Source organism: Levilactobacillus sp. HBUAS70063 (assembly GCF_038374745.1).
Classification (GTDB): Bacteria; Bacillota; Bacilli; order Lactobacillales; family Lactobacillaceae; genus Levilactobacillus.
Window position 1 is genome coordinate 64,897 of the sequence record NZ_JBANSM010000001.1, and the last position, 25,844, is coordinate 90,740.

The following is a 25,844-nucleotide window of genomic DNA, read 5'->3' on the forward strand; positions in this document are numbered from 1 at the left end:
GTTAGGTCAGCGTTTAATGAAACGGATTTCTACTATATATAAATGAATAAATGCGGCTGAGATGGAGGCTATTAACTTGAGAGAAAAAATAACGTCGGGTCAAAACAAGCGCGTCAAGCAGTGGCGGGCCTTAACTTCGAAGAAGGGGCGGCGGGCCACGCAGTCCTACTTATTGGAGGGGTGGCACCTGGTTCAGGAAGCCTTGAAGGCCGAGCTTCCTTTGACCGCCATCATGGGGACCGCGGAGCAATTGGCCGCGCACGAGGCGGCTTTTCCGGCGACCGTCGACGTCTTCGAATTAACCGACAGCATTGCCCAGACCCTGGGAGACACCAGTACACCGCAGGGCATCTTCGCTACGGCCCCGATCCCCGATGAGACGGCGATTGACCCGGCCACGGCCACGGGAACCTGGCTGTTCTTGGATCACGTCCAGGACCCCGGCAACATTGGCACGATGGTTCGGACGGCCGATGCGGCGGGATTGACCGGCGTGGTCTTGGGCTTGGGGAGTGCGAGTCGCTTTCTGCCGAAGGTCTTACGGTCCATGCAGGGCAGTCAGTTCCACGTTCAATTGGTGGAAGGCGACCTGCACGACTGGATTAGCGCGTTTACCCGGCGGCAGTTGCCGGTCTACGGGACGAACCTCGATCCCCAGGCAAAGGATTACCGAGACGTGGCGCCCCTGAGTGCTGGGGCCATCGTGATGGGAAACGAGGGGAATGGCATGGCGCCGGACCTCCAGCAATTAACCACACGAAATCTTTACATTCCGATTAAGGGGCAGGCGGAATCGCTCAACGTTGCCGTTGCAGCGGGGATTGTCATGTTCCGTTTGGTCGGTTGAACGTTAAGAAACGGTAAATCAGACCGATTTTCAGGACATTTTCATTGCTTTTTCTTTAAAAGGAAGTATGATATAGGGTAATTGAGAAAGACTAAAAATCATAATTCTAAATGAAAAGGAAGCATTCTATGACCAAACTTACTTGGCGTGATGACCCCGAGTACCTCGCTTTAGTTTCTGATTTGTTGGAAAAGGAGCCGGTTCAACGCCTGGCGAATTATACCCAGCATCACCATTCAACCCGTTTGGAACACTCTATTTCGGTGTCCTATAACAGTTATTTAGTTGCAAAGAAACTTGGCTTGAATACCCGGGCCACCGCACGGGGTGGTTTGTTACACGATCTATTCTATTATGACTGGCGCACGACGAAGTTCAACTTGGGTTCCCATGCCTTCATTCATCCGCGTGTGGCCCTGCGGAACGCTGAAAAGCTGACCGACCTGAGCCCGATGGAAAAGGATATTATCTTGAAGCACATGTGGGGTGCAACGCTGGCAATGCCGAAGTATCGGGAAAGTGCCATCGTCTCCTTGGTTGATGATTACGAAGCCGTTCATGAATTCTTTGGACCAACTCGCAAGCACGTCCAAGCCTTCGTTGAAAAGCTTACGCCTAACGCCTAGTTTCGCTCGAAACTTAGATGGGAGGCTAGAATTAACATGCAAATGATGTCATCAGAGAAGCCGGCGGAGAAAGTTGATTTCTCACTCTGTCCGCGGTTCGAACAGACCTTCTCTTTCCTTGGGAAGAAGTGGAATGGTCTCATCATTGACGTGCTCCTCCACGAGGGGCCCCAACGATTTAAAGACCTCGCCCGTAAGGTACCCCGTTGCAGTGACCGGGTCTTGGTCGAACGTCTTAAGGAACTTGAGGTTAACGGCGTCATCGTTCGGCGGACTTTCCCGGACAACTCGTTGATCGAATACGAGTTGACCACGAAGGGCGAAGAATTTAAGGATGTCATGGCCGCGGTTCATGCGTGGTCCGACAAGTGGTCTTGCCCAACCGAGGAAGACCAGAAGTAGTTGACAGTCGTTTAAAAGTCGGCTAGTCTATAACATGTAATAATTTAAAAACGATGATAGAAAAGCAGTAGCCGGTGCAATTTGTCAGGAAGAGTTTGCCAAGACTGGAAGCAAACTTCAAATTACTGGGTGAATTCAGTTCTTGAGTTGTAATCGGGAGTCGTGGCGACACGATGAATGATTTTCCGGTGAGTGACCGTTATCACTTCTGAGTGTGGTTGGCAACCTTTGGGGAGCTAACTGAATCAGGGTGGTACCGCGAAGCTTCGTCCCTAGTTTAAGGGACGGAGCCTTTTTTTGTGGTCAGGGGTACCCAACGGAAGTAGAAAAAAGCAGAGAAAATGGAGGATGACGTATGTCGTTAAAGGATAAACTCAGCGAATTGCGGCAACGCGGTTTAGCAGATATCAAAAAATCTTCAGACTTAAAAGACGTTAATCAAGTGCGCGTCCAGTTGTTAGGGAAAAAGGGGCCCATTACCGAAGTCTTACGCGGAATGCGGGACCTAGACGCCGAAGAACGGCCCAAGGTGGGGGCGTTTGCTAACGAGATTCGTGACGACTTGACCAATGCCTTGGCCCAACGCAAGGCCGAACTGGAACAGGCCGTTTTAAACGCTCAATTGGCCAAGGAAACGTTGGATGTTACCTTACCCGGGACACCGGTTGCCAAGGGTGAACCCCACGTGATCCAACAGATCGTGGACCAGATTGAAGACCTCTTCTTGGGGATGGGCTACCAAGTCCTCAGCGGTCCTGAAGTGGAAGAAGACAAGTATAACTTTGAAATGATGAACTTGCCCAAGAACCACCCAGCCCGGGATATGCAGGACACGTTCTACATCACGAAGGAAATTCTGATGCGGACGCAGACCTCACCGATGCAGGCGCGGACGCTGGAGAAACACGACTTCAGCCAAGGGCCACTGAAGATGATCTCTCCCGGTGTGGTTTACCGGCGCGATACCGATGACCCGACCCACTCCCACCAATTCCATCAGGTGGAAGGATTGGTCATTGACAAGCACATCACGATGGCTGATTTGAAGGGAACCCTACAGGTCTTGGCCCACGAATTATTTGGTGACAAATTTGACGTCCGGTTGCGGCCGAGTTACTTCCCATTCACCGAACCCTCGGTCGAAGCCGATATTACCTGCTTTAACTGTGGTGGGAAGGGCTGCAAGGTCTGCAAGAACACCGGCTGGATCGAAGTATTAGGAGCCGGAATGGTTCACCCGAACGTCTTGAAGATGGCCGGCGTTGATCCCGACGTTTACGGTGGCTTTGCCTTTGGGGTTGGTCCCGATCGCTTTGCCATGTTGAAGTATGGTGTCGATGATATCCGGAACTTCTACTTAAATGACGTCCGGTTCCTCACCCAATTTACAAAGAAAGGATAATCGCCAACCATGAAGATTTCATACAATTGGATTAAAGAATATTTGGATTTAAATGTAAAGCCCGCTGATTTGGCGGAAAAGATCGAACGGACTTCCGTGGAAGTTGACGGGGTGACCACGCCGAGTGATGGCCTCAAGAAGATTGTGGTTGGGCACGTCCTCTCAATGGTTGCCCACCCAGATTCCGACCATTTACACATCTGTCAGGTCGACGTCGGCGAAGACGATCCCTTACAAATCGTGTGTGGCGCGCCCAACGTGGCGGCCGGTCAGAATGTGATCGTGGCCTTACCCGGTTCCCGGATTGCCGACAACGTTAAGATTAAGAAGTCCAAGATGCGCGGTGTGCCTTCTGCCGGGATGATCTGTGCCTTACAAGAAATTGGCTTCAGTGAAGACGTGGTCCCCAAGGCTTACGTGGACGGGATCTACGTGTTGCCCGCAGACGCCAAGCCAGGGGATGCCGTTTACGACTACCTGGGCATGAACGACAGCCTGATCGATTTGGACGTGACGCCTAACCGGGGGGACATGCTGAGCCTCTACGGAACCTTGCATGACTTGGCCGCCATTTACGACCAACCCGTCAAGCTGGACCATCCCGAGGTGAAAGAATCCGGTGCGGCCATTGCCGACCAACTCGCCGTGCACGTGGATGACCAGCTGTCACCACAGTACCGGATGCGCTTAGTGAAGAACATCAAGCTGGCCCCAAGTCCCATGTGGCTGCAGATTCGCCTCTGGAATGCCGGGATGCGGCCAATCAATAACGTGGTGGACATTACCAACTACATCATGTTGAAGTATGGTCAACCACTCCACGCCTTCGACTACGACAAGTTTGCCGGTGAAGACGTGTACGTGCGGACGGCCAAGGCCGGTGAAAAGCTGACGACCTTAGACGAAAACGACCACGATCTCGACGAAAATGATATCGTGATTGCCGACGAGAAGGCCCCAATCGCCTTAGCCGGTGTCATGGGTGGTTTGAGCACGTCGATTCAGGACGGCACGACCACGGTGGCTATTGAATCCGCCGTCTTCGAACACGACCACATCCGTAAGGCCGCTCAACGGCACAACTTGCACACGGACGCTTCCCAACGTTTCGAACGGGGCGTTAACCAAGCCGGTGTGCAAGAAGCCTTGGATGCCGCCGCTCAGATGATGAACGAGTTGGCCGCCGGTGACGTGCAGGTTGGCACGGTGGTCGGGAGTGAAAATATTCCCGCCCCCGCAGTAATTGACCTCACGTTGACCCACGTCAATGCGGTTCTGGGAACCGAACTCACCATGGACCAGGTTTCACATATTCTGGAGAGCCTGGGCTTCAAGGTGGCCATCAACGGCGATACGTTGACGGTGACCGTGGCCGTTCGCCGGAACGATATTCACATTCCAGCCGACTTGTTGGAAGAAATCGCGCGGATTTACGGTTACGACCGGCTTCCCGCAACCTTACCAACCGGCCGGATGACGATGGGCACGTTGACCACCAAGCAACGCCTGATGCGTGCCACGCGGCATTCGCTGGAAGGCTTAGGCCTGAACCAAGCGATCTCTTACGCCCTGACGACCGAAGAAAAGGCACAGATGTTCATGATGAAGGCCAGCGAACCGACCCACTTGGCTTGGCCAATGACGGTGGATCACGCCGTTTTGCGGATGAACGTGATCTCCGGTCTATTGGACGACATCGCTTACAACTCCGCCCGTAAGGTCAAGGACGTGGCCCTGTACGAACAAGGCCGGGTCTTCTACCGCGAGGACGGTAACGAACGGCCAAGCGAAGAGGAACACATCGCCGGAGCCATCACCGGGACGTTGATGCCCGAAGCCTGGAACCAACCCGCTAAACCGGTCGACTTCTATCAAATGAAGGGGATTGTGGCGGCCTACCTGCAAGACATGGCGGTTAACGGGGACGTGACCTACGAACCGAATGCCGACATGCCTGAAATGCATCCAGGTCGGACTGCAGATGTGCTGGTCCACGGCCACCGGATTGGTTTCTTGGGGCAAATTCACCCGTTGATTGCTAAGCAATTTAAGATTGCGGCGACCTACGTCTTCGAACTAAATCTTCAGGCGATCATCGATATGCCTAAGCAAGAAAACCAATACGATGTCATTTCCCGTTATCCAGCTATCACCCGCGACATTGCGATGTTGGTGGACGATGACATTACCAACGAACAGGTCGTGGCCTTGATTGAACGCCGCGGCGGGGCCTTCCTGCAATCCGTTAAACTGTTTGATGTTTACGACGGCGTGAAGGTGCCGAAGGGCAAGAAGTCTCTGGCCTACACCTTGACCTACCAAGACAAGCACGAGACCTTGGTCGACGACGCCGTGACCCAAGCCTTTGAGAAGGTATCTAAGCGTCTGGAAGACGACTTAGGTGCGCAGATTCGTTAATAATGAGTGAAGAGACGCGCTTGATTTCTCAGTTAGAAATCGAACGCGTTTTTACTGAATCGTTGGACCATGTAAAAATGGGGAGCAACGGTTTAGTCGGTGATTTATTACAATTTCATCAAAGTCGAGCTTTCGTGTTTCCGCTCACCGGGAATTTCTGTATAATAGAGAAGACTATGGCATAGAACGGAGGAAATAAGTTGGATAATGGCAATACGCCCACACCGTCGAGGCAGGATTCGGGCAAAAAACGATCGTTTGGCCGACGCATCATGATTGGTGTGGCGAGTCTGCTGGTTTTACTGGCAGTGGTGATTGGAATCTTCGGGTATCATTACTTCCAGACGGCACTCAAGCCAATGAATACCAAGGATAATAACGTGGTTCAAGTTCACGTCCCCCTAGGCGCTACGTCCAATAAGATTGGACAAATCTTGCAGGACAAAAAAGTTGTGAAGAGTGGGATGGTCTTCAACTACTACGTGAAATCGAATAAGTTCACGAACTTTCAGGCGGGGTATTACCAGTTAAAGCCGTCCATGACATTAAAGCAGATTGCCAAGCAACTCCAAAAGGGGGGCTCGGCAGAACCCATCCAGAGTACGGCGGGGAAGTTGCTAGTTCGTGAGGGCGAGACGGTTGACCAGTTAGCGGCCGAGATTCCGATTCAAACGGACTTCACCAAGGCGGAGTTCTTAAAGCTGATGAAGGATCAGAGCTTCTTTGACCAGTTGGCCAAGAAGTATCCGCAACTGTTGACCTCGGCCAAGAACGCCAAGCACGTGCGCTATCGGTTAGAAGGCTATCTGGCACCCGCCACGTACCAGGCCGGTAAGAAGATGACCCTCAAGGATATCGTGACGCAGATGGTCGCCAAGACCGACCAGAACCTGCAGGGCAGTTACGCCACCATCAAGAAACAGAAGCGAAGTGTCCAAGAGGTCCTGACGTTGGCGTCCCTGGTTGAACGTGAAGGGGTCTCACAGACGGATCGCGACAAGATTGCCGGGGTCTTCTTGAACCGGATTAAAGCTGGTATGGCCTTACAGTCCGATATTTCCGTGCAATACGCCTTGAAGACGAACAAGAAGACCTTGACCTACAAGGATCTTAAGGTGAAATCACCATACAACCTGTATACGCATACGGGGTATGGTCCGGGGCCATTTGCTAATCCAAGTGTTTCCTCCATCAAGGCGGTGTTGCACCCTAAGGATCAGAAGAAGGGGTACTACTACTTCATCGCTAATACCAAGACGGGAAAGGTTTACTTCTCCCAGACTTACGCACAGCATCAAGAAAAGACCAGTTCATTAGCAAGTGATAATAAGTAAAGGATGGCGACAGTGTTGGCAGACAAAAAGCGACCGATTATTATTGGGGTTACCGGGGGTTCCGGAAGTGGCAAGACAACGGTTAGTCGGGCAATTTTTAATCAATTGATTGGGCATTCCATCATGATTTTACAGCAGGATTCGTACTACAATGACCAATCGGACATGACCATGGAAGAACGGGCGGCCGTCAACTATGACCATCCGTTGGCCTTCGACACGGACTTGCTGATCTCGCAACTCAAACAGCTGTTGGATAGAAAGCCGATTGAAAAACCGGTCTACGACTACACGCTTTCCACGCGGAGTCATAAGACCATTCACCAGGAACCACGAGACGTCATCATCTTGGAAGGAATTCTGATTCTGGATGACGAACGCCTGCGTAACCTGATGGACATCAAGGTCTTCGTTGATACGGATGATGATATTCGGATCATTCGGCGAATCGAACGGGATATGAATGAACGGGGTCGTTCCTTGGAATCCATCATTCAACAATACCTAGCAACGGTTAAGCCAACGTACCATCAATTCGTGGAACCAACCAAGCGTTACGCTGATTTGATTGTTCCCGAAGGTGGCGAGAACCAGGTCGCCATTGACCTCTTAGTCACGAAGATTCGGGCGATTCTCGAAGCCAGTGGCAATGAACAAGTTTTTGACAATCCAGATACAACCATATAGAATAGGACGGGTTAGCTGGTAAACCGGCTAACCTTTTCTACAAACTAAAATTTAGGTTAGCGCACGCGTTAATATTAAAAAAATAATTTAAAAGGGGTGGCCAGTGTGGCACAAGATAAAATGTATCCAATGACTGAAGAAGGTAAGGAAAAGCTCGAAAAAGAGCTGGAAGACTTAAAGATGGTGCAACGGCCAAAGGTGATTGACCGGATTAAAATTGCCCGTTCTTACGGTGACTTGTCCGAAAACTCGGAATACGAATCAGCCAAGGACGAACAAAGTATGTTGGAAACGCGGATTAGCACCGTCGAACGGATGCTTCAATACGCCCAAATCATCGACAACGATGGGACCGACAAGGATGAAATCACGGTGGGGAAGAAGGTTACCTTCAAGGAATTACCCGATGAAGAACCCGAAGAATACACCATCGTGGGGGCCGCTGAAGCCGATCCTATGTCCGGTAAAATTTCCAACGATTCCCCAATTGCCAAGGGTCTGTTAGGCCACCGCAAGGGTGAAGAAGTCACCTTCGATACGCCGGGTGGTGACATGTCCGTGAAGGTTTTGGACGTGGAATAACGGAATTTCCGTTTCGATAATTAAAGTTATCTGCTGAAAAGTCTGGGACGTCTGCCCGGGCTTTTTTTGCGTGATGAGCGGTCAGGCGGCCCGGCTAGTTAGAATTGCTGGCAACCGGGGGCTGTGTCAGAAACTTGCCAAGAAGACCTCTGCCATGTTATAAATGAGGAGAACATGAAAACGGATTCATAGTCTGCCTAAGAGGAGTCTTGGATAATGAAAATTACGGTTACTGATGCAGCAAGTAAATGGTTTCGAGAAGAAATGGGAATGACCGGTCGCGGCATTCGCTTCTTCGGTAAGGTTTACGGTAAGACGCCAGTGCACGAAGGATTTTCACTGGGGATGACGCCGGATGACCATCCCCGAGATCCTGTTGTAACGGAGACCAAGGACGATGTGACTTACTACATTACTGAAGGGGATCAATGGTTCTTCGTGGGCTACGACCTGACCATCGATTACGACCCCAAGACGGATGGGCCGACCTATATTTACGATGAGAACGGTGAATTGGACCGATAGTTAAAAGCTCTGTGCGTGACGGCAGAGCTTTTTGCTTACGGTTGGTGATCGGGCTTAACGGTCGCAGGGCTTTTGCTTGTGTTCTGCGGGAACTTCCGGTAGGATATGAGGCACAGCTAGGAACCTTCAATGTAAGATATGACGTCAAACAAGCGGTCCACCAATTCATTTGGCGGGCCGCTTGTTTGGTTTCATTTGACTGTGAATGTACGAGAACGCTGACTTGAGCGCAATAGGTTTTCATTGACCAGCATGACGGGATTGGCTGGCCTTATCGCTTCCTCCCGATGAGCTGGCATCACCTCTGATGATCTCAGACGTGGTAGTCATTAGCCACGATCCGGTGTTGGAGAAGCTAGGCGATGTGATGTTTATTGCGGGGGAGTCTGCGTTTGTAGCCGTGAGTGAAGCGACATCTAGGCTCAGCCGGGGAATTCACCAGCGGTTTTGGCTGGTGAATTGGTGACTTTGAAACGCGGTCTTTTCGCGGTTCAAAGCAAGGTTCGAGACCGGGGTGTGGCTCGGACCGTCCTTCCCCAGCGTTCCAGCCTAGATGTCGCGAACGGCAAGGCGACCAGCACGGTCAGTGTGACAATAGCTCGAACCATCTGAGCTTAGCGTCGCCGGTGAACCAGCCACCAGCCGCCGGTCAGGACCACCAGAGTCAGGCCACTGATGAGTAAGCCAAGGTTCAACAGGGGTGGCCAGTAAGACAGGGTCACCGTGTTTTTGCCCTGCGGCACCTTCACCGCGGTAAACATTCCGACCGTTTTGTAGGTCTTGGCCGGTTTGCCATTGACCGTGGCGTGCCAACCTTTGGAATACGGAATCGAAGTGTTCAGAACCTGGTTGGCCTTGGTGGTCACCGTTCCGCTGAAGTAGCGGCTGGAATGCTTGGTGAGGTGCCAAGGCTGGGCCTTGAGTTGGGTCACGGCCGACTTGAAGCGGTTAGCGTTCAACCGGTACAGCGTGAAGTTTTCCAGCCACAGGGAGCCCTTCTTCAGGGTGATGGTCAGCTTGATGGTCTTGCCCTTGGCGTGATCGGCGGCACTCACCAGAATGGTATTCCGGTAGGTCTTGTACTGGTTGAGCGTCTTGCCGTTGAGCACGAAGGTGGCGTTGTCCGGGTTAACGGTCGAGCCAAACGTCAGGTAGTATGGGTCGTTGGTCGTCGGCTTAATGGTCAACGTGATACTTCCGGGCTTCAGCAGATTCTTCTTCTGCAGCATGGCGCCGGTGATCTTCGTTTGCTGATTAATGTTAGCAAAGGTAACCTGATCGAAGTTCTCCGCCACGTACAGCTGCCGATCGGCGGTGTTGCCGGTCAAGGCAGCTAGCCAGTTGGCCTGGTACTGTGCCGGGTCGGCCGTCTTGTTCTTCAGTGAAAGAATCTGTGAGTTAGCCGCATAGCCCAATGGGAGGGCGTAGGGGTTCCGATAGGTGGTGGCCCAGTGGTCGGCACCAACTTTAGTGTAATCGGCCACATCGGCCTTATTAGACGAGGCTGGAAGCATGCTGGAACCGCTGAGTGCCCCGGAGAGTTCCTTTTGTTTGAAATAGTATTTCATATTCAGCAGGGAATCCGTGACCAGCGTCCCGTTGCTGTAGGCCACAAAGCCGTCGCCGTCCGGGTTCCCGGTATTGCCATAAAAGGCGGGCACGGCCTTCGGTAAGACGGAGGAGAAGACGCCCCCGCCGTTGAAGCCGGTCTGGAAGGCATCTCCCTTGGTCCGCATGAAGGTCTTTCCGATGCGGTAGAAGCCCTGGTCTTTCTTCTGGACACGGTTAACCAGCCGTTGAAGTTCGTTGGTGTAGTTGCCGTATTCGCCCTGAGAGACGTAACTAATGTTGTTTAACGAGATGAAGGCGTTGGCTGTCACTTCCGTTACCCCGATGACGAAGAACATCAGCGGGTAGATCCAGTAGTGGCGGATTGGCAGGGTGGTGAGGATTAATGCCATGACCACGAAGAACATGCCCAGTAGAACCTGATTGACCTGGAGAAATTTGAAATGCTTCAGGTTCAGGGCCACGTAAGCCGCTCCGGCGACGACGATGAGCGTCACCACGGCGATGGCTAGCCACCCCGGTTCGAAGTCGTCGGTGAGGGTCTGCGCCGCCAACCAAATCAGCCAGAAGCTGACGATAAAGGAAAAGCGGTACGGGTACCAGACGGGGAATTGCCCGGCGTGCCACAGGAGATCCAGCGGTTGCACGCACAGTGAGAGGGCGAGAAAGGCGGTGACGATGCCCGCCGTAATCCGGGTACGTAACGCAATCTTGCGGTCGCCGAAGTAGAAGAGCGCGCCCAGCAAGGCAATGGCCCCAATGAAGAGGTTAGCCGTCCCATCGGGCATCTGGTCAAAGTTAAAGGCCCCTAGGAAGAATTTCGCCAGCATTTTAGGCGGGAAGAACTCGAACTTCCACTTAAATGAAGTGACCGTGTACTGGGCCTTACTCTGGGCCAGTGACCACCAGGTAGGTAGAAGAATCACGGCCGACAGGAGGCCGGCGGCAATCGAGGTCCAGGCGAACTGACCAGCCCGCTTGAGTACGCCACGAAAATCGGTGTAACGATCAACCGCGAGGAAGATAAAGGCGAGGATCATGAACAGACAAATCATGTAGGCCATGTAGTAGTTCACGACGAGCGTAATCGCCAGCCAGACGACGTAGGTGCGCCACTTGCCGGTGGTCATCAGGAGATACAGACCGTAGAACACGAGCGGCAAGAGGTAGGCTGCGTCCAACCACATGATGTTCAGCTGGTTAGCAATCGACCAACCCATCAGCGCATAGGCCGTGGCGAAGGTGATCGCCTTGAGCCCGGATTGCGGAGTGGTCTTGAGCAGTAGCCAAGCGAACGCCAGCCCGGCCAGTCCGTATTTGACGACCGTCAGGAAGAAGACCCCGGTCGTCAGCGAAGACCCCGGACACAGCAACAGAATCCAATTTAAGGGGCTCAGCAGATAGTAAGCCCAGGTCCCCAACATTTCCCCGCCCAAGCCATTGGCAAAGGAATAGAAGATGCTGCTGGGGTCGTGGAGTAAGGCCCGCCGCATGTAGGCAAAGAAGTCGATGTATTGTTGGCCTAAATCGACCGTTAACAGGCTACTCGACCCAAAGGGGGCCATTTGACGGTAAATAAAATAGGCCGTCATGAGAACAAACGGGGTTAAAAAAGCCCCGAGGAGGGTAAATTGGCGTGGTGAGAGGCGCCAGCGCCGGTTTCGAACTTGCAAGTAAGCCACCTCAATCTTTAGAAATTATAAAAGTTAACTTGGAGCCTGTACATTTTGCGTTCTGGTCTCTAGAATAGCATAGAAACATTAAATTTCGGTAGCGGGATAGTTGTCTCAAGCGAAGTTTGGTAAAATAGTAGCTGTACAATAAGGAGCAGAGCTGTTGTGAAGAATTTTTATAATCGAGTTAGCAACCGTAACCGGCGTTCTGACGGCCCCCAGAAGTCGCAGATCCCGTTTCGGTTAAACTTCCTATTCATTATCGTTGCCCTGTTATTTGCAGCGCTGATTGGTCAGTTGGCGTATTTGCAAGTGATTTACGGGTCAAAATTTAAGGCGGAGGTCAATTCGACCGATACCACCATTGAGACAACCAACGTGCAACGGGGGATGGTTTACGATTCCACCGACAAGGTCTTAGTGGGTAACAAGGCCCATCAGGCGATCTCGTACACCAAGGGGGTCAACGTCTTATCGACCAGCATGTACGATATTGCCAACAAACTTGGCCAATATTTGACGGTCTCAACGAGTAGCCTAACGCCTCGTCAGGCCATTGATTATTACCTGACCGACACGAAGCGGTTGAAGGCGGTTGAAAGCAAGCTTTCCGGAACCAAGGGCTTGTCGACCACGGCACTTTACAACAAGGCCTTGAGTTATTTGGAGAATGATTCTTCCTTCAAATTAACCAAGACTCAGCAAAACGCCGCTGCCATCTTTGCGAAGATGAGTGGGGCCTACGCGTTGTCAACCACCTACATCAAGGATTCTGGCGTGTCGAGTACGGAAATTGCCGAGATTGGTGAACATCTGTCCGAGATGCCCGGGGTTCAGGTCGGCACGAGTTGGTCGCGGGACTACCCGAACGGTAAGTCGATGAATTCCATCATCGGGACCGTTTCGTCCGAAAAGACCGGGTTACCGAGTGACCGGGTCAATGAGTTACTGGCGCAAGGTTATTCGCGTAATGACAGTGTGGGGCAATCCTACCTGGAACAGGAGTACGAATCCGTGCTGCGCGGGACCAAGGCCGAGAAGCAGGTCGAAGTGGCCGGGAACAATACGGTGACTAAGGAAGTCAAGAAGTATGGCGGGCAGAAGGGGGATAACCTTCAGTTAACCATTAATTCTAAATTCCAGAGTCAACTGCAGAGTCTGGTCAAGTCGGCCGAGTCTGGGGCCGGTGGAAACTCCACCGGGACCTACGCGGTGGTCATGAACCCGAATACCGGTGGGGTCATCGGGATGGCCGGGGTCGACCGGAACCCATCGACGGGTAAGATTACCGATAACGCCCTGGGCACCATTAACAGCGACATCGTTATGGGGTCCGTTGTCAAGGGTGCCATGGTGTCCGGAGCCCTGATGGACGGTGTTATCACGCCCACCAACAGTGTCTTGACCGATAAACCGATCACGGTTGGTGGGGTCAAGAAGGCTTCCTGGTTCAACAAGTCCGGGGGTCAGGATATCGCGGTTACCGCCGCGGGCGCCCTCGAAGTGTCGTCTAACTCCTACATGATGCAGTTGGCGATGAAGGAAGCCGGCTTTAACTATTCCTCCGGTGCCGCGTTGACCATGAGTACCAAGGCGTTCGATATCGAGCGCGGGTACTTCAAGCAATTCGGTCTCGGTGTGAAGACGGGCATTGACTTGCCGGGTGAAAGTTCCGGCTTGGAAGGGTCTAGTTCGTATTCTCACATTGGGAACGCCTTGGACCTGTCCTTCGGGAACTACGATGCCTATACGGTGATGCAGGTCGCCCAGTACATGTCTACCATCGCTAACGGCGGAACCCGGATCGCGCCACACGTGGTGCAATCCATTCGGGGGACGACGTCGAGTGGGAAGCTCGGTGCAGTCAAGTCGACGGTTGAGCCGAAAGTCTTGAACACGATTGGTATGACCGAAGCGGAGAAGAAACTGGTCAAGGAAGGGCTCTACGATGTGGTTCATGGGAGCAATACCTACAAGACCGGTGGCGCCATGTCTTCGATTACGCCGAAGATTTCCGCCAAGACCGGGACGGCCCAGACCTACTACAAGGGTAGCGAAACGGTTACCCTGAGTCTGGCATCCTTTGCGCCATCAACGAATCCCCAAGTGGTCGTGGCCTTGGCCATGCCTAACCTGGGAACTGATGCCGAAAGCAACAACATGACGTTGGCCAAGAAGATTTACGCCGCCTACTGGAAGACGGTTCAGTCAACCTCAACGATTAATCAATAATGACCGTTAAGCAACGTCGACTAGTCCGGAAGGCTGGTGGGCGTTGCTTTTTTGGTGGGCCGATACTTGATGCCTAAAGGTTGAAAGTAGAATAAACGCGCTGATTCCCGGAACGGCAGTGTTCTGTCCACTAAAATTAGTGAGGCCAGGAGCCTGCGCCTGCCGGGGGTTCATATTTTTGCGAGCGGTAAGGCGACCAGTCACCCACGAATGTTTTGATCGGCGAAACCGCATTGGTAGCCGTTAATTTAGCTGTTAAGTATTTTTCCTTAACATATTTGGATTTATAGCTGGTAATTGCGCCGAATTAATGGTAATATATTACGAGTTAAGGCTCATGCCTGTAATTCTGAACAAGTTGGGAGGTTACCCACAATGCGTGTACACATCACTTTAGAATGTACTGAATGTCACGAACGCAACTACTTATCCAGCAAGAACCGGCGTAATAACCCGGACCGGGTTGAATTTAAGAAGTACTGCCCGCGTGAACGGAAAGTAACTTTGCATCGCGAAACTAAGTAAGGGTACGGGCGAGAGTCCGACCCTTTTTTTATATCACGAAAGAATCAAGGGGGTAAATGATGCCAAGTAAAGCAGAGATTCGCCAGCAAACGATTCAGGCACTGTCCGCAATGGCCGTGCTGGATCGGCGGCGGGCGGCCGATGATCTTTATCAGCAACTTTGGTCGTCTGCCGCTTACCAACAAGCCCGGACGATTGCGACGACGATTAGTGGGGGCTTCGAGTTGGCCACGCGACCGATCATTGAACGCGCCCAAGCCGATGGAAAGACCGTTGCCGTGCCTCAGACCCTGCCGCACCGGCAGATGGCCTTTCACGTGATGGATGAGACCACCACGCTTGCCCGGACGAAATTCGGACTGATGGAGCCGCAGGACAACCGCGTGATTGACCCGGCGGACTTCGATTTACTCATCGTTCCTGGATTGGTCTTTGCGGCCACTGGTGAGCGCGTGGGCTTCGGTGGCGGCTATTACGACCGTTACCTGCCGCACACGACCGGGACCAAGGTAGCCTTGGCGTTACCGGCCCAACAGATTGACCGGCCGACCTGGCCCGTAGATTCTTTTGACGTATTATTGGACGCGGTACTAGCCGCTAAATTAGAATAGAGAGGAAGCGGCAGTGTGGCGCAAGTTAAATATCGACTGAGCCGGCTTAATCAATATCCCTTTATGACCGTGGGCCTGATCGTCATCATGGTGCTGGTCTATGGGGCAATGACCCTCGCTGGGGGGAGCACCAACGTCAATGTCCTGATTGCCTTTGGGGCGAAACTCAATGCGCTGATTCAACAGGGCGAGTGGTGGCGGTTGGTGACCCCTATCTTCCTGCACATTGGCTTTACGCACATCCTGATGAACATGATTACGTTGTATTTCGTGGGGATGCAGATTGAGGCGGCGTTTGGTCACACGCGATTCCTGGCCCTGTTCTTGGTGTCTGGGATCGGCGGTAACATCGCTAGTTTTTGTTTCTCGAATAGTTTATCGGCGGGAGCCAGCACGGCCATTTTCGGTCTGTTTGGGGCGTTTATGATGTTAGGGGAATCCTTCTGGCAAAATCCAGTGATTCGCCAGCTCGCCCAGACCTTCCTGGCCTTCGTGGTGATGAACATTCTGTTTGATTTATTCGCGCCGGGGATTGATTTGGCGGGACACATTGGTGGACTGGCCGCGGGCTTTTTGGTAGCGTATTCACTGGGGGTTCCTCGAATTGGTAAGGTTAGCCCGGTTAAACGAGTTGTAGCAACGGTTGCTTTAATCGTTGGATTGGTATGGTTGTATCTGCACGGTATGGCGCAGTAGAAGCGAAAATGTCTCGTGCAATTTCACGGAGGTTGTGGCACAATGAAAACGTTATATGATGTTCAGCAGCTACTTAAAAAATTTGGTATTTATGTCTACGTGGGCAAGCGTCTCTGGGACATCGAAGTCATGGCATTGGAATTGGATCACCTCCATCAAGCACGGGTGGTCGACGACAAGACCTTTGTGGCGGCCAAGGTGGTTCTCACACATGAACACCGCATTGAAGTACAACATGCAAAAGATCAACACCAATCCATTGGAGGGATTTAGAGTATGGCACGGAATTTAATTGGAATCGACTTAGGTGGGACCACGACAAAGATGGCGTTTCTGTCCACTGCTGGCGAGATTCTGGCAAAGTGGAGCATTCCGACGGATATTTCAGACGAAGGAAGCCACATCGTTCCCAACATCATCGATTCAATCAACCAACATATTAGCAATTCAGAATTTAGCAAGGACGACTTTATTGGCATCGGCATGGGGACGCCGGGCTCTGTGGATATTGACAATGGAACGGTCATTGGCGCCTTCAACTTAAATTGGAAGAAGCGCCAACAGGTGCGCGACCAGATTCAGGCCGGCATTGGGCTTCAATTTATCCTAGATAACGATGCCAACGTGGCTTCCTTAGGTGAATACTGGAAGGGTGCCGGTGAAAAGGATGCCGATGTGGTCTTCGTGACCTTGGGCACCGGTGTCGGCGGTGGGGTCATCGCTGGTGGTCACCTGCTCCACGGGATTAACGGTGGCGCCGGTGAACTTGGCCACGTGACGGTTCAACCTAACGGCTACCTGTGCACCTGCGGTAAGCGCGGTTGCCTGGAACAATACGCTTCGGCAACCGGCGTGGTTCACGTGGCCGCCGATATGGCCAAGGACTTCATGGGCACCTCGCGCTTGAAGGAAATGGAAGACAATCAGGAGAGCGTCACCTCCAAGATGGTCTTCTACCTGGCCGACAACGGCGACATCTTGGCCAACCAAGTGGTCGATCGCGTGACCTTCTACTTAGGCTTGGCCCTGGCTAACGTGGCCAACATCTTGAACCCAGCCAACATCATCATCGGTGGTGGGGTCTCGAATGCCGGTAACACGCTGTTACAACCAACGACGCGGTATTTCCAAGAAAATGCCTTCCCGGCGGTTCGGGACTCAACCAAGTTACGGTTGGCTCAACTTGGGAACGATGCCGGCGTCATTGGCGCGGCGTCATTAGCTTTACGGTTTCAAAAAACAAATTAAAGATTTAGAGGATTAGGAAGGAAGATTTCGTTTTGGTTATTGGTGCAATCTCAGGATGGACGGTCTACATGATTGTCCTCATCATTCTTATTGCCGTGTGGGGCGGCTGGCAGTTGACCACGGTTATTCGGCGCAACCGGGTAGCAAAGTTGATCGATGCCGATACATTTGAGGCTGGTATTCGGACGGCTCAAGTCGTTGACTTACGCGAAAAGAAGGACTTTGACGCGGGACACATTTTGGGGGCGCGCAACTTTCCTTACTCCACGTTCAAGGCTTACCACAACCAGCTGCGTAAGGATCTTCCGGTCTACTTATACGACCAAGGGAAGACCATTAGCACACGTGCGGCCATCATGTTGGGTAAAGATGGTTTCCAGCAGATCTTTATCTTAAAGAATGGTTACGTTCGTTGGGAAGGTAAGACGAAGAAGACGAAATATTAAAAAATAAGGACGCTCGGCATTGGCCGGGGGTCCTTATTTTATGGGCGTTACCCACGGAAAGCTCGTCGGTGAAGACGCCCTGATCATGTCATTAATCGTTTTAATTGTCCGGGCCATACACAAGACGGCAGAGATTGCCTTTAATTCAGGTGAAGCGATGGAGCGGTTAGCTGGCGAGTCCAGTAGGCAGAGCCGGTCGTGGGACGACCATCCCCAAAATAAAAGGAACCCGGAACGCTTTCCGGATTCCTGAGGGGCTTAACCATTGTGCGCAGAATGACTCTTCCGGTTGGCCCGTTTGCGGTTTTCTTCAAACCGTGCTTCTTGATCTTCAATTGGCTGAACGACTTTCTTTCTGAAAGAGAAGACGGCTCCGGCCACGGCACTAGCCGTCGCAACAACGCCAAAGAGGAATCCCTTTGTGAAATGTTTCATCGTATCGACTCCCATCATTTTTAATTAGTTATCCGCTTCCATTATGCTGGTTTTTGTACGAAATAGCCAGTGATTAGCAGATGCCAGTCGAAAAAAATCGTGGTTTTGTGGTACGCTAGATTTTAAGAATAGTGAAGGGAATGGGAACCGTGTTTACCCGACAAATAACGCAAATTATTGCCCACCGTGGGAGTAAGGGAACCCGGCCGGAGAATACGCTGTTGGCCTTCCAGGCGGCACTGGACGATGGTGCCGATGGGATTGAAACGGATGTTCAGTTGTCACGCGACGGGCAAATGATCATCATGCACGACGAGCAGGTGGACCGGACGACCAATGGGAGTGGGCAGGTGCGCGACCTGACACTGGCGCAACTCAAAGCGTTAGACGCGGGGAGCCACGTTGATCCCGCCTATGCGGGCACCCAGATTCCGACCTTGGACGAGGTGATTCGCCTTCTTCAGCGGAACTGCTTCACGGGGATTTTTAATCTCGAACTCAAAACCAATAAATTTCCATATCCCGGCCTCGAACAGCAACTGGCCACGTATTTCACGCAGCATCCGGTTGGCTTTCGGCTGGTCTTTTCCAGCTTCCGGGCCCAATCGTTGGTGACGTTAAGGCGGCTGTATCCGCAGGCGGAATACGCCAAGCTCTTCCAGACGGCGAGTCGACAGGCCAAGAAGATGGGACGGCTTCACCAGGTTGCGGACCTTCACCCGGACATTCGCTGGGTGAAGGCGCACCGCTTCTGGTTGCCCCACATGCAGTTACGGCCGTGGACGGTCAATTCGAGTGCGGACATGACCTATTGCTTCAAGCGCCGGTTTGCGGGAATTATTACCGATTATCCAGCCCAGGCAGTTCGTCTGCGGCAGCAAATACAAGGAGTGTCCGATTCATGGAAAAAGTCTTAGCAATCGTGGGGCCGACCGCCGTGGGGAAAACCGCGCTGGCCATCGCCCTGGCACAAAAATTCAACGGTGAAATCATTTCCGGCGATTCCATGCAGGTCTACCGTCACCTAGACATCGGAACAGCCAAAGCCACGCCGACGGAACAGGCCCAAGCGACCCACCACCTCATCGACGTCCGTGACGTTGATCAACAGTTCACGGTCGCCCAATTTGTGGCGGCCGCACAACGGTTAATTCCAGCCATCACGGCGCGGGGGCACTTGCCGATTATCGCCGGTGGGACGGGATTCTATCTGCAGGCGTTGTTTGACGGTTTGAAGCTCGGGGCCGATGCGCCGGGCGACCCGGCCGTTCGCGATCGTTTCCGGGCCATCGCCCGCGAGAAGGGGGCCACTTACCTGTGGCAGCAGCTCAACGCGCAGGACCCCCAGGCCGCGGCCAAGATTCCGACCACCAATGTCCGGCGAACCGTGCGGGCACTGGAGGTTATCGCGGTGACCGGCCACCCGTTCTCTCATCAGGAGAATGGGGGACCGCAGTATGACGAACGCTATCTGGCGCTCAATACGGACAGAGCCGTGCTGTACGACCGCATCAATCGACGGGTGGACCTGATGATGCAGACCGGCCTTCTCGATGAGGTTCGCTGGCTGGCGGATCAGGGCGGGACGACTTTACCGGCGGCCACGGGCATCGGCTACCGGGAACTCCTCCCGGTTCTCGATGCGCCGGAGAAACTCCCGGCGGCCATCGAAACAGTCAAACAGGATTCGCGGCACTATGCCAAACGCCAATTAACCTGGTTCCGTAACCAAACGACCGCGACCTGGTACGATTTGGTCCAGCACCCGGAGCAACGAGAAATCATTGATCGACGGGTTGCCGAATGGTTACAACGCTGATTTGGTATAGCCAATTAACTAAAGGTTTGTTAAAAATCAAGACTCATGTCATAAAATCTGACATAAGTTCTTGACTCTCTGTCGTGGGGTGGTATGATAGCGTCATAGTTAAAGGGGGCCAATCACATGAAGGAGAAAGAGTTACGCCGGTCAATGGCCGTGTTGCCAATGGGAACCGTGATGAAGTTGACGAGCTTAACCGCACGGCAAATTCGCTATTACGAGGCTCAGGGGCTGATTTCTCCCGAACGGAGCGAAGGCAATCGGCGGCTATATTCACTGAATGATATTGACCGCTTGCTGGAAATTCGTGATTATTTAGCGGATGGCGTGAACGTGGCGGGTATCAAGGCCATTTACGATCAGCAACACGCCGCGGCTCAGGCCAAGCGGGATGCCCAACAGCAACCGTTGACGGACGAGGATGTCCGCCGGATCTTGCAGGATGAGTTCATCCGGCAGGGGGGCTTGGGCCATCCGGACCCCGGGCTGCAACAGCGACCCCTTTAACCGGCGATTTGGTAGATACAAAAACTGACAGGGAGCGATTTTAATGGCAAAGCTGGATTATTCCAAAGATGATATTCGCCAGATGGCAAAGGACGAAAACGTTAAATTTTTACGGTTAATGTTCACCGATTTATTCGGGACGATTAAGAACGTCGAGGTGCCAATCAGCCAATTAGATAAATTGTTAGACAACAAGCTGATGTTTGATGGCTCCTCAATCGATGGCTTCGTGCGGATTGAAGAAAGTGACATGTACCTGTACCCTGACCTTTCAACTTGGATGATCTTCCCTTGGAGTACGGAACGAGGCAAGATTGCCCGGGTCATCTGTGAAGTCTACACCACGGATGGTAAGCCGTTCGAAGGGGATCCACGGAACAACCTGATTCGTGTCTTAAACGATATGCGTAAGGCTGGCTTCACGGCCTTCAACATTGGACCGGAACCGGAATTCTTCCTGTTCAAGATGGACGAAAATGGCAAGCCAACGACCGAACTGAACGATAAGGGAAGTTACTTCGATATGGCCCCAATGGACTTGGGTGAAAACTGCCGGCGTGAAATCGTGTTGACGCTGGAAGAAATGGGCTTTGATGTCGAAGCCGCCCACCACGAAGTCGCCCCTGGCCAACATGAAATTGACTTTAAGTATGCGGATGCCCTGACCGCCGCCGATAACATTCAGACGTTTAAGCTGGTGGTGAAGACCATCGCTCGGAAGTACGGCCTGTACGCGACCTTCATGCCAAAGCCGTTGACCGGGATTAACGGGTCCGGGATGCACTTGAACATGTCGTTATTCCACGACAAGGGCAACGCCTTCTACGATGAAAAGGGCAACATGCAATTGTCAGAAGACGCCTTCCACTTCCTGGGTGGCTTGTTGAAGCACGCCCGGAGCTTTACCGCCATCTGCAACCCAATCGTCAACAGTTACAAGCGCTTGGTTCCCGGTTACGAAGCCCCCGTTTACGTGGCTTGGTCCGGGTCTAACCGGTCGCCACTGATTCGGGTACCAAACTCCCGGGGCTTATCAACTCGTTTGGAACTCCGGAGCGTGGACCCGGCGGCTAACCCCTACCTGGCCATCGCGGCCGTGTTGGAAGCCGGCTTGGACGGTCTGCGGAATCAATTGGCTCCACGGGAAGCCATCGACCGGAACATCTACCGGATGGACGCCGAAGAACGTCAGGAAAAGCACATCACCAACCTGCCAGACACCTTGCACAATGCCTTGAAGGACTTGGCGGCCGATGAGGTCATGCGTAACGCCATGGGCCACCACCTGTTCCAGAGCTTCATGGAAGCCAAGAACTTGGAATACAACTCCTACCGGACGCAGGTCTCCCAGTGGGAACGCGAACAGTACTTGGAACTGTACTAAACCGAAATAAACAGCCGGACGTGGTCGCTTGACTACGTGTCGGACAAATAGGAGTCGCCCACGGCCTAAACGCTGTGGGTGGCTTTTTGATTTCGCTGAAGCCTAGTCCGCGCTGTCCGCCTTACCGTTCGCCAAATTTGGTCTGGAACGCGGTGGGAAGGACCGGACCAAGCCAAGGCCCGGTCTTGGTCCTCGCTTTGAGCCGACAGCCCACGTCTCAAAGCCGCCACAGTGCCGGTTCCGGCAGGCGTGGGTAGAAACGGTTGCGGCTCCCTTGTATGGTCGTTTCTGGCCGCCGTTTGCGCCGGTCGGGGCCTGTACTCACAGCGAGAAATTGGGCGAACGGGACGGCGTCTAACTCTAGCTTCACCGACGAGTGGCTAGCCAAGTCAGAACAGGGAAAGCTCACGGTTGGGGAGCTAACGGTACAAGTTTTTTAAAAATTTCGTTGTTTTCCGGCAAATTTGGGGGAAACTGCTTTATTCTGCGGCGTTTTTTGGTAACATGAACGTATAACCAAATGTTTTCAGCACAGGCTGGGGAACATGAGAATGAGGGATAATCCATGGAAAATCAAGAACAGCAAGCCAATGCGGCCGATGCCCTAACGCAGGTAATCGCCAACAAACTCGATTACTTAAGCACGATGCAGGCAGCGGTTCAGCATGGTGATGACCGAAAAATCTACGAACTTCTTGATCAAGTTCGCTATTACCAAGAAGTAAAGAAGACCCGGACAAACCGGTCTGTGAACCATTTAGCAGAATTGGTCGACAATATTCATCCCCAAATTAGCCACTATTTAAGCGACAATTTAATTGATTATTTAGGCCACATCTACCCGTTTTTCTATTACGAAGAATTTACCACGGGGATGTTCCACATCTACTTTGGTAACTGGTGGGACCGGCGTTTATTTGGTGACCTCGACGTCATCAACGTTCGCTTCGAATTCGACAAGACCGAATACCAGAAGCTCCGCGATTCCTTCGCACTGGAAAGCCAGAATCAACGCCTCAACACGTCTAAGATTGAAGCCATTTCTGCCGAAAGCGAAAAGCTCCAGGAACTGGTCAACGCCCAACCTAAGCGCGACAATCAGAAGACGCAGTTGCGCGAACAGTTAAAGGAAAACAGCGGCAAGAGCAGCATGCCTTGGGAATCCGGTAAGGTGAAGACGGAACGCCAAGAGATCATTGACCAATTAACTCAGTTGGCGGACGAGGACGAAAAGGCCTTAAACGCTCACAAGTTGATTAAGGAAAATGACGATAAGATCTTGGTCCTATCCAAGGAAGACACGATCTTAAATTATGAAAAGCAAAGCATTCGTGAGGCCTTCGATGACTTCGAACACTTCGAGGCGCACAATGCCAGCTTGTATGCCGACTACTTGAACAGCCTATTAGGCAAGAGCGAGGGCGAGGTGACTGTCGATGATTAACGAAAACGATCCATCCACGCTAACCACCAGCGGCCGTCTGTTGAACTATAACGAAGCCATTAAGGACGGCTTGCAGACGGGGTTGACCTTTACCAAGCTGATGGACCAACTCATCCGGACGACCGATCCCAACGAATTGGTCGATGCCGCCACGCAATTGGCCGACTTCAAGCTCGACTCCGATTACGTGACCTTCCCACACCAGTACAGCAACGCCGATTACTACCTGTTATTCATGTCACGGATGCTGGAACTCCACGATCAAGGAAGCCAGGTAATCTTACAATCGCGGGATCATCGCGAGGAATTAACGCAGCAGCTGACGAGCTTGGGCGACCGGGGGACGTTTAACTTCCGCGTGGAGACCTCCGAGAACGGTGGGGTGTTCTACCGCGAACGGGCTACGGGTCAGTCGCTGTTTTACCTGAATCTGGAACGGAAGATGTTCCGGTTCAACAGCCATGCGTTAACGCAGTTATTTATCATTGACCTGCACGATACGGTCCCGGCCGAAACGGTCAAGACGTCCGTTCAAGTTCTGCTCGACTTCGCGCGTTATCTCAAGGAAGACTACGGTTATTCCGTAGACTTTAACATCTTGGACGCGGCCAACCGGCAGAACTACGCGGTTCGCGCGGCCGACTTGCCGGCGGGTATCGTTGACCGGTTGTTTGTGGCGGCAGCGAAGAACGACTACATGCTGACGAACGGGGTTAACGGCAACGGCGCCGAGATTGCCCTCGATAAGGGCGTGGTCGTCGATATTTTCAACAACCAATTAGAGGGTCAACCAGAATGGGTTCTGACGGTTCATGACGATGAGCAGAAGATTTCTTGGTTCGATGTGCTCTTGCAATACCCGTTCATGCGGGATTGGTACTTAGAAAATCTATCGGATCTGGAGATTAAGTCAGATCCGCTCATCTTCGGTTAGGAGGTTCAGTCGGTGTTAGAGTTGGCAAAATTAGTGCAGCAGTCGATTGCATTGGACGAACAGATTACGCGGGACCGCGACATCGAGTTGCCCCGTAAGGTTCAGATTGAAAATGCCTACGTTGCACTGGACGTGGAATTAGCAGAGACGGCGAATACGTCTGAGTGGTTCAAAGTGTGGAAGACACATCGCGGCAAGGCCGACGAGGGGCAAACACCCCGGCAGACCTTGCTCACGGAGTACACCGATGCGATGGATTTCTTCTTCCTGGTGGCCGCTAAGAAGACGTGGACGCATCTGATTATGATGACCGAAGAAGACTTGACTGGTCTAGAGAAGAGCCGGCCAGCCAAGGATTTAGATCAACAATACTTAATTTTGAAACGAATGCTCTTTAATAGTGATTTTGACCACCGACAAGAAGACTTTCGCCACGCTTGGCGGCTCTTCTTGAAGTGGGGATTCGTGGACTTGGGTTTCCAACAAGATGAGATTCAAGCCGCCTATGAGGCCAAGCGTCAGGTTAACCTGGATCGCCAGGCCAATGATTATTAAGGCATACAATCGAGAGGGATCGTCGTTGTCGTCGGTCCTTTTTGCTTAGGCTGATTGCTAAGGGGCCATTCGGGGCGATTCGTGAAATCCGGCTGGTATTTTGCAGACAGGACTGTTAGAATGCAAGGACTGTTAGGAATTGGTCGGTGGTTAGTCAATTAAAAATTGGCGCCACTAGGCATAATTGACACCGACGTAAAAGTTATAGGCTGTAAATAATTGTCGCTGATGAATCAGCGATGGGGTCGCCAAACGACGAACACTTAGAACGGATACAAGAGGGAGGAGACTACCATTAGTCATATCGATCCACGGGTCATTCGAACCAACGAACGACTCCGTCAAGCACTGAGTACCTTACTTGAGGACCACCAACTAAAGGAAGTTTCCGTGCAGGCCTTAACCAAGACGGCTCAGATTACACGGGGCACCTTTTACTTACACTATCAAGATAAAGCCGATTTTCTACTGCAAACGGAAAAGCAGGTCATCGCCGAATGGTTTGCCCACGCGGAAACCATCACCACGGTGGCCGATGAGGCGTCGGCCACCGGGCGTGTTCGCGTGGTGGGATTTGACCTGAACGCCGGTCTTCAATTTGCCGACCAGCATCATCAAATCCTCACAACCTTATTTGATACGCAATTTCCGCAATTTCGCAAGACACTTCTAGATACGCTGATTCAAAAGCTTTATCGCTTTGGCATGAGCTTTGAGGGCGATCAGGAGAACTTTCACATGACGGAAAATGAGATTCCAGCGAGCTATCTGGCCTCGGCCTTCATGGGGATGATCATGCAGTGGCTGGCGGACGACCGGCGCTTTGGTTATGAGCACCTGGGCCGTAGCTTCGCCAAACTATTACCGGATCAACAGGCCACGCGCCTGAGTCAGTGGTTTTTGACCACAAATCTCAATCGCTAACGGTCAATTGAAAATA

26 protein-coding genes are annotated in these 25,844 nt (G+C 52.4%); 24 read left to right on the forward strand and 2 right to left on the reverse strand.

Annotated features, from left to right (window positions below; genetic code table 11):
• Positions 1 to 76 precede the first annotated feature (76 nt).
• The 9 genes from V8I28_RS00400 to V8I28_RS00440 all read left to right on the forward strand — a co-directional run bounded on the left by V8I28_RS00400 (position 77) and on the right by V8I28_RS00440 (position 8,823).
• A complete protein-coding gene (locus V8I28_RS00400; RefSeq protein ID WP_341778158.1) occupies positions 77 to 847 on the forward strand; it encodes a TrmH family RNA methyltransferase in 771 nt (256 codons plus the stop codon).
• A gap of 128 nt (positions 848 to 975) precedes the next feature.
• Complete coding sequence (locus tag V8I28_RS00405; RefSeq protein ID WP_341778159.1) at positions 976 to 1,473, forward strand: HD domain-containing protein; 498 nt, start codon at positions 976 to 978, stop codon at positions 1,471 to 1,473.
• A gap of 36 nt (positions 1,474 to 1,509) precedes the next feature.
• Entirely contained in the window at positions 1,510 to 1,875 is a 366-nt protein-coding gene (locus V8I28_RS00410; protein WP_341778160.1) for a winged helix-turn-helix transcriptional regulator, read from the forward strand.
• A 355-nt stretch (positions 1,876 to 2,230) separates the two neighbouring features.
• Entirely contained in the window at positions 2,231 to 3,277 is a 1,047-nt protein-coding gene (pheS, locus tag V8I28_RS00415) for a phenylalanine--tRNA ligase subunit alpha (protein ID WP_341778161.1), read from the forward strand.
• A 9-nt stretch (positions 3,278 to 3,286) separates the two neighbouring features.
• Positions 3,287 to 5,695 (forward strand): phenylalanine--tRNA ligase subunit beta, encoded by a 2,409-nt coding sequence (gene pheT, locus V8I28_RS00420; protein ID WP_341778162.1) that lies wholly within the window; start codon positions 3,287 to 3,289, stop codon positions 5,693 to 5,695.
• Positions 5,696 to 5,895: 200 nt separating this feature from the next.
• The gene (mltG, locus tag V8I28_RS00425; protein WP_341778163.1) at positions 5,896 to 7,029 is read left to right on the forward strand and encodes an endolytic transglycosylase MltG; all 1,134 of its coding nucleotides are present in this window, start codon (positions 5,896 to 5,898) and stop codon (positions 7,027 to 7,029) included.
• A 3-nt stretch (positions 7,030 to 7,032) separates the two neighbouring features.
• Positions 7,033 to 7,716 carry a uridine kinase gene (gene udk / locus V8I28_RS00430; RefSeq protein WP_341778164.1) on the forward strand — a complete coding sequence of 228 codons (684 nt, stop codon included), beginning with the start codon at positions 7,033 to 7,035 and terminating at the stop codon, positions 7,714 to 7,716.
• A gap of 105 nt (positions 7,717 to 7,821) precedes the next feature.
• Positions 7,822 to 8,298 carry a transcription elongation factor GreA gene (gene greA / locus V8I28_RS00435; protein ID WP_233669942.1) on the forward strand — a complete coding sequence of 159 codons (477 nt, stop codon included), beginning with the start codon at positions 7,822 to 7,824 and terminating at the stop codon, positions 8,296 to 8,298.
• Positions 8,299 to 8,514: 216 nt separating this feature from the next.
• Positions 8,515 to 8,823 carry a HesB/YadR/YfhF family protein gene (locus V8I28_RS00440; protein WP_341778165.1) on the forward strand — a complete coding sequence of 103 codons (309 nt, stop codon included), beginning with the start codon at positions 8,515 to 8,517 and terminating at the stop codon, positions 8,821 to 8,823.
• 614 nt (positions 8,824 to 9,437) lie between these two features.
• Here V8I28_RS00440 and V8I28_RS00445 read toward each other — a convergent pair.
• Entirely contained in the window at positions 9,438 to 12,074 is a 2,637-nt protein-coding gene (locus V8I28_RS00445) for a YfhO family protein (protein WP_341778166.1), read from the reverse strand.
• A gap of 156 nt (positions 12,075 to 12,230) precedes the next feature.
• Between V8I28_RS00445 and V8I28_RS00450 the strand changes: the two genes are divergently transcribed.
• The 7 genes from V8I28_RS00450 to V8I28_RS00480 all read left to right on the forward strand — a co-directional run bounded on the left by V8I28_RS00450 (position 12,231) and on the right by V8I28_RS00480 (position 17,823).
• Positions 12,231 to 14,297 carry a peptidoglycan D,D-transpeptidase FtsI family protein gene (locus V8I28_RS00450; protein WP_341778167.1) on the forward strand — a complete coding sequence of 689 codons (2,067 nt, stop codon included), beginning with the start codon at positions 12,231 to 12,233 and terminating at the stop codon, positions 14,295 to 14,297.
• Positions 14,298 to 14,672: 375 nt separating this feature from the next.
• Positions 14,673 to 14,822 carry a 50S ribosomal protein L33 gene (gene rpmG / locus V8I28_RS00455; protein ID WP_081721478.1) on the forward strand — a complete coding sequence of 50 codons (150 nt, stop codon included), beginning with the start codon at positions 14,673 to 14,675 and terminating at the stop codon, positions 14,820 to 14,822.
• 59 nt (positions 14,823 to 14,881) lie between these two features.
• Positions 14,882 to 15,433 carry a 5-formyltetrahydrofolate cyclo-ligase gene (locus V8I28_RS00460; RefSeq protein WP_341778168.1) on the forward strand — a complete coding sequence of 184 codons (552 nt, stop codon included), beginning with the start codon at positions 14,882 to 14,884 and terminating at the stop codon, positions 15,431 to 15,433.
• Positions 15,434 to 15,448: 15 nt separating this feature from the next.
• Positions 15,449 to 16,129, forward strand: coding sequence for a rhomboid family intramembrane serine protease (locus tag V8I28_RS00465; RefSeq protein ID WP_341778169.1), 681 nt, complete (start codon positions 15,449 to 15,451; stop codon positions 16,127 to 16,129).
• A gap of 42 nt (positions 16,130 to 16,171) precedes the next feature.
• Positions 16,172 to 16,402 (forward strand): YqgQ family protein, encoded by a 231-nt coding sequence (locus V8I28_RS00470; RefSeq protein ID WP_233669948.1) that lies wholly within the window; start codon positions 16,172 to 16,174, stop codon positions 16,400 to 16,402.
• A 3-nt stretch (positions 16,403 to 16,405) separates the two neighbouring features.
• Positions 16,406 to 17,377: an ROK family glucokinase gene (locus tag V8I28_RS00475; protein ID WP_341778170.1), complete on the forward strand. Its 972-nt coding sequence runs from the start codon at positions 16,406 to 16,408 to the stop codon at positions 17,375 to 17,377.
• Between the two features lie 32 nt (positions 17,378 to 17,409).
• The gene (locus V8I28_RS00480) at positions 17,410 to 17,823 is read left to right on the forward strand and encodes a rhodanese-like domain-containing protein (protein ID WP_341778171.1); all 414 of its coding nucleotides are present in this window, start codon (positions 17,410 to 17,412) and stop codon (positions 17,821 to 17,823) included.
• Between the two features lie 258 nt (positions 17,824 to 18,081).
• On the opposite strand, the gene V8I28_RS00485 is transcribed toward V8I28_RS00480, so the two are convergent.
• Positions 18,082 to 18,258 carry a DUF3042 family protein gene (locus tag V8I28_RS00485; protein ID WP_083478194.1) on the reverse strand — a complete coding sequence of 59 codons (177 nt, stop codon included), beginning with the start codon at positions 18,256 to 18,258 and terminating at the stop codon, positions 18,082 to 18,084.
• 140 nt (positions 18,259 to 18,398) lie between these two features.
• Here V8I28_RS00485 and V8I28_RS00490 point away from each other — a divergent pair, with 140 nt between their 5' ends.
• The 8 genes from V8I28_RS00490 to V8I28_RS00525 all read left to right on the forward strand — a co-directional run bounded on the left by V8I28_RS00490 (position 18,399) and on the right by V8I28_RS00525 (position 25,828).
• A complete protein-coding gene (locus V8I28_RS00490) occupies positions 18,399 to 19,175 on the forward strand; it encodes a glycerophosphodiester phosphodiesterase (protein ID WP_341778614.1) in 777 nt (258 codons plus the stop codon).
• A complete protein-coding gene (gene miaA, locus V8I28_RS00495; protein WP_341778173.1) occupies positions 19,160 to 20,077 on the forward strand; it encodes a tRNA (adenosine(37)-N6)-dimethylallyltransferase MiaA in 918 nt (305 codons plus the stop codon). The genes V8I28_RS00490 and miaA overlap by 16 nt, the downstream gene beginning before the upstream one ends.
• 126 nt (positions 20,078 to 20,203) lie before the next feature.
• Positions 20,204 to 20,587, forward strand: coding sequence for a MerR family transcriptional regulator (locus V8I28_RS00500; RefSeq protein ID WP_341778174.1), 384 nt, complete (start codon positions 20,204 to 20,206; stop codon positions 20,585 to 20,587).
• A gap of 43 nt (positions 20,588 to 20,630) precedes the next feature.
• Complete coding sequence (gene glnA / locus V8I28_RS00505) at positions 20,631 to 21,971, forward strand: type I glutamate--ammonia ligase (RefSeq protein WP_341778175.1); 1,341 nt, start codon at positions 20,631 to 20,633, stop codon at positions 21,969 to 21,971.
• A 565-nt stretch (positions 21,972 to 22,536) separates the two neighbouring features.
• On the forward strand, positions 22,537 to 23,415 hold the full coding sequence (locus V8I28_RS00510; protein WP_341778176.1) for an exonuclease SbcC: 879 nt from the start codon (positions 22,537 to 22,539) through the stop codon (positions 23,413 to 23,415).
• Positions 23,408 to 24,349: a hypothetical protein gene (locus V8I28_RS00515; RefSeq protein ID WP_341778177.1), complete on the forward strand. Its 942-nt coding sequence runs from the start codon at positions 23,408 to 23,410 to the stop codon at positions 24,347 to 24,349. The genes V8I28_RS00510 and V8I28_RS00515 overlap by 8 nt, the downstream gene beginning before the upstream one ends.
• Positions 24,350 to 24,361: 12 nt before the next feature.
• Positions 24,362 to 24,904, forward strand: a complete 543-nt coding sequence (locus V8I28_RS00520) for a dUTP diphosphatase (RefSeq protein WP_341778178.1) — start codon at positions 24,362 to 24,364, stop codon at positions 24,902 to 24,904.
• Between the two features lie 348 nt (positions 24,905 to 25,252).
• Entirely contained in the window at positions 25,253 to 25,828 is a 576-nt protein-coding gene (locus V8I28_RS00525) for a TetR/AcrR family transcriptional regulator (protein ID WP_341778615.1), read from the forward strand.
• The last annotated feature ends 16 nt before the right edge of the window (positions 25,829 to 25,844 follow it).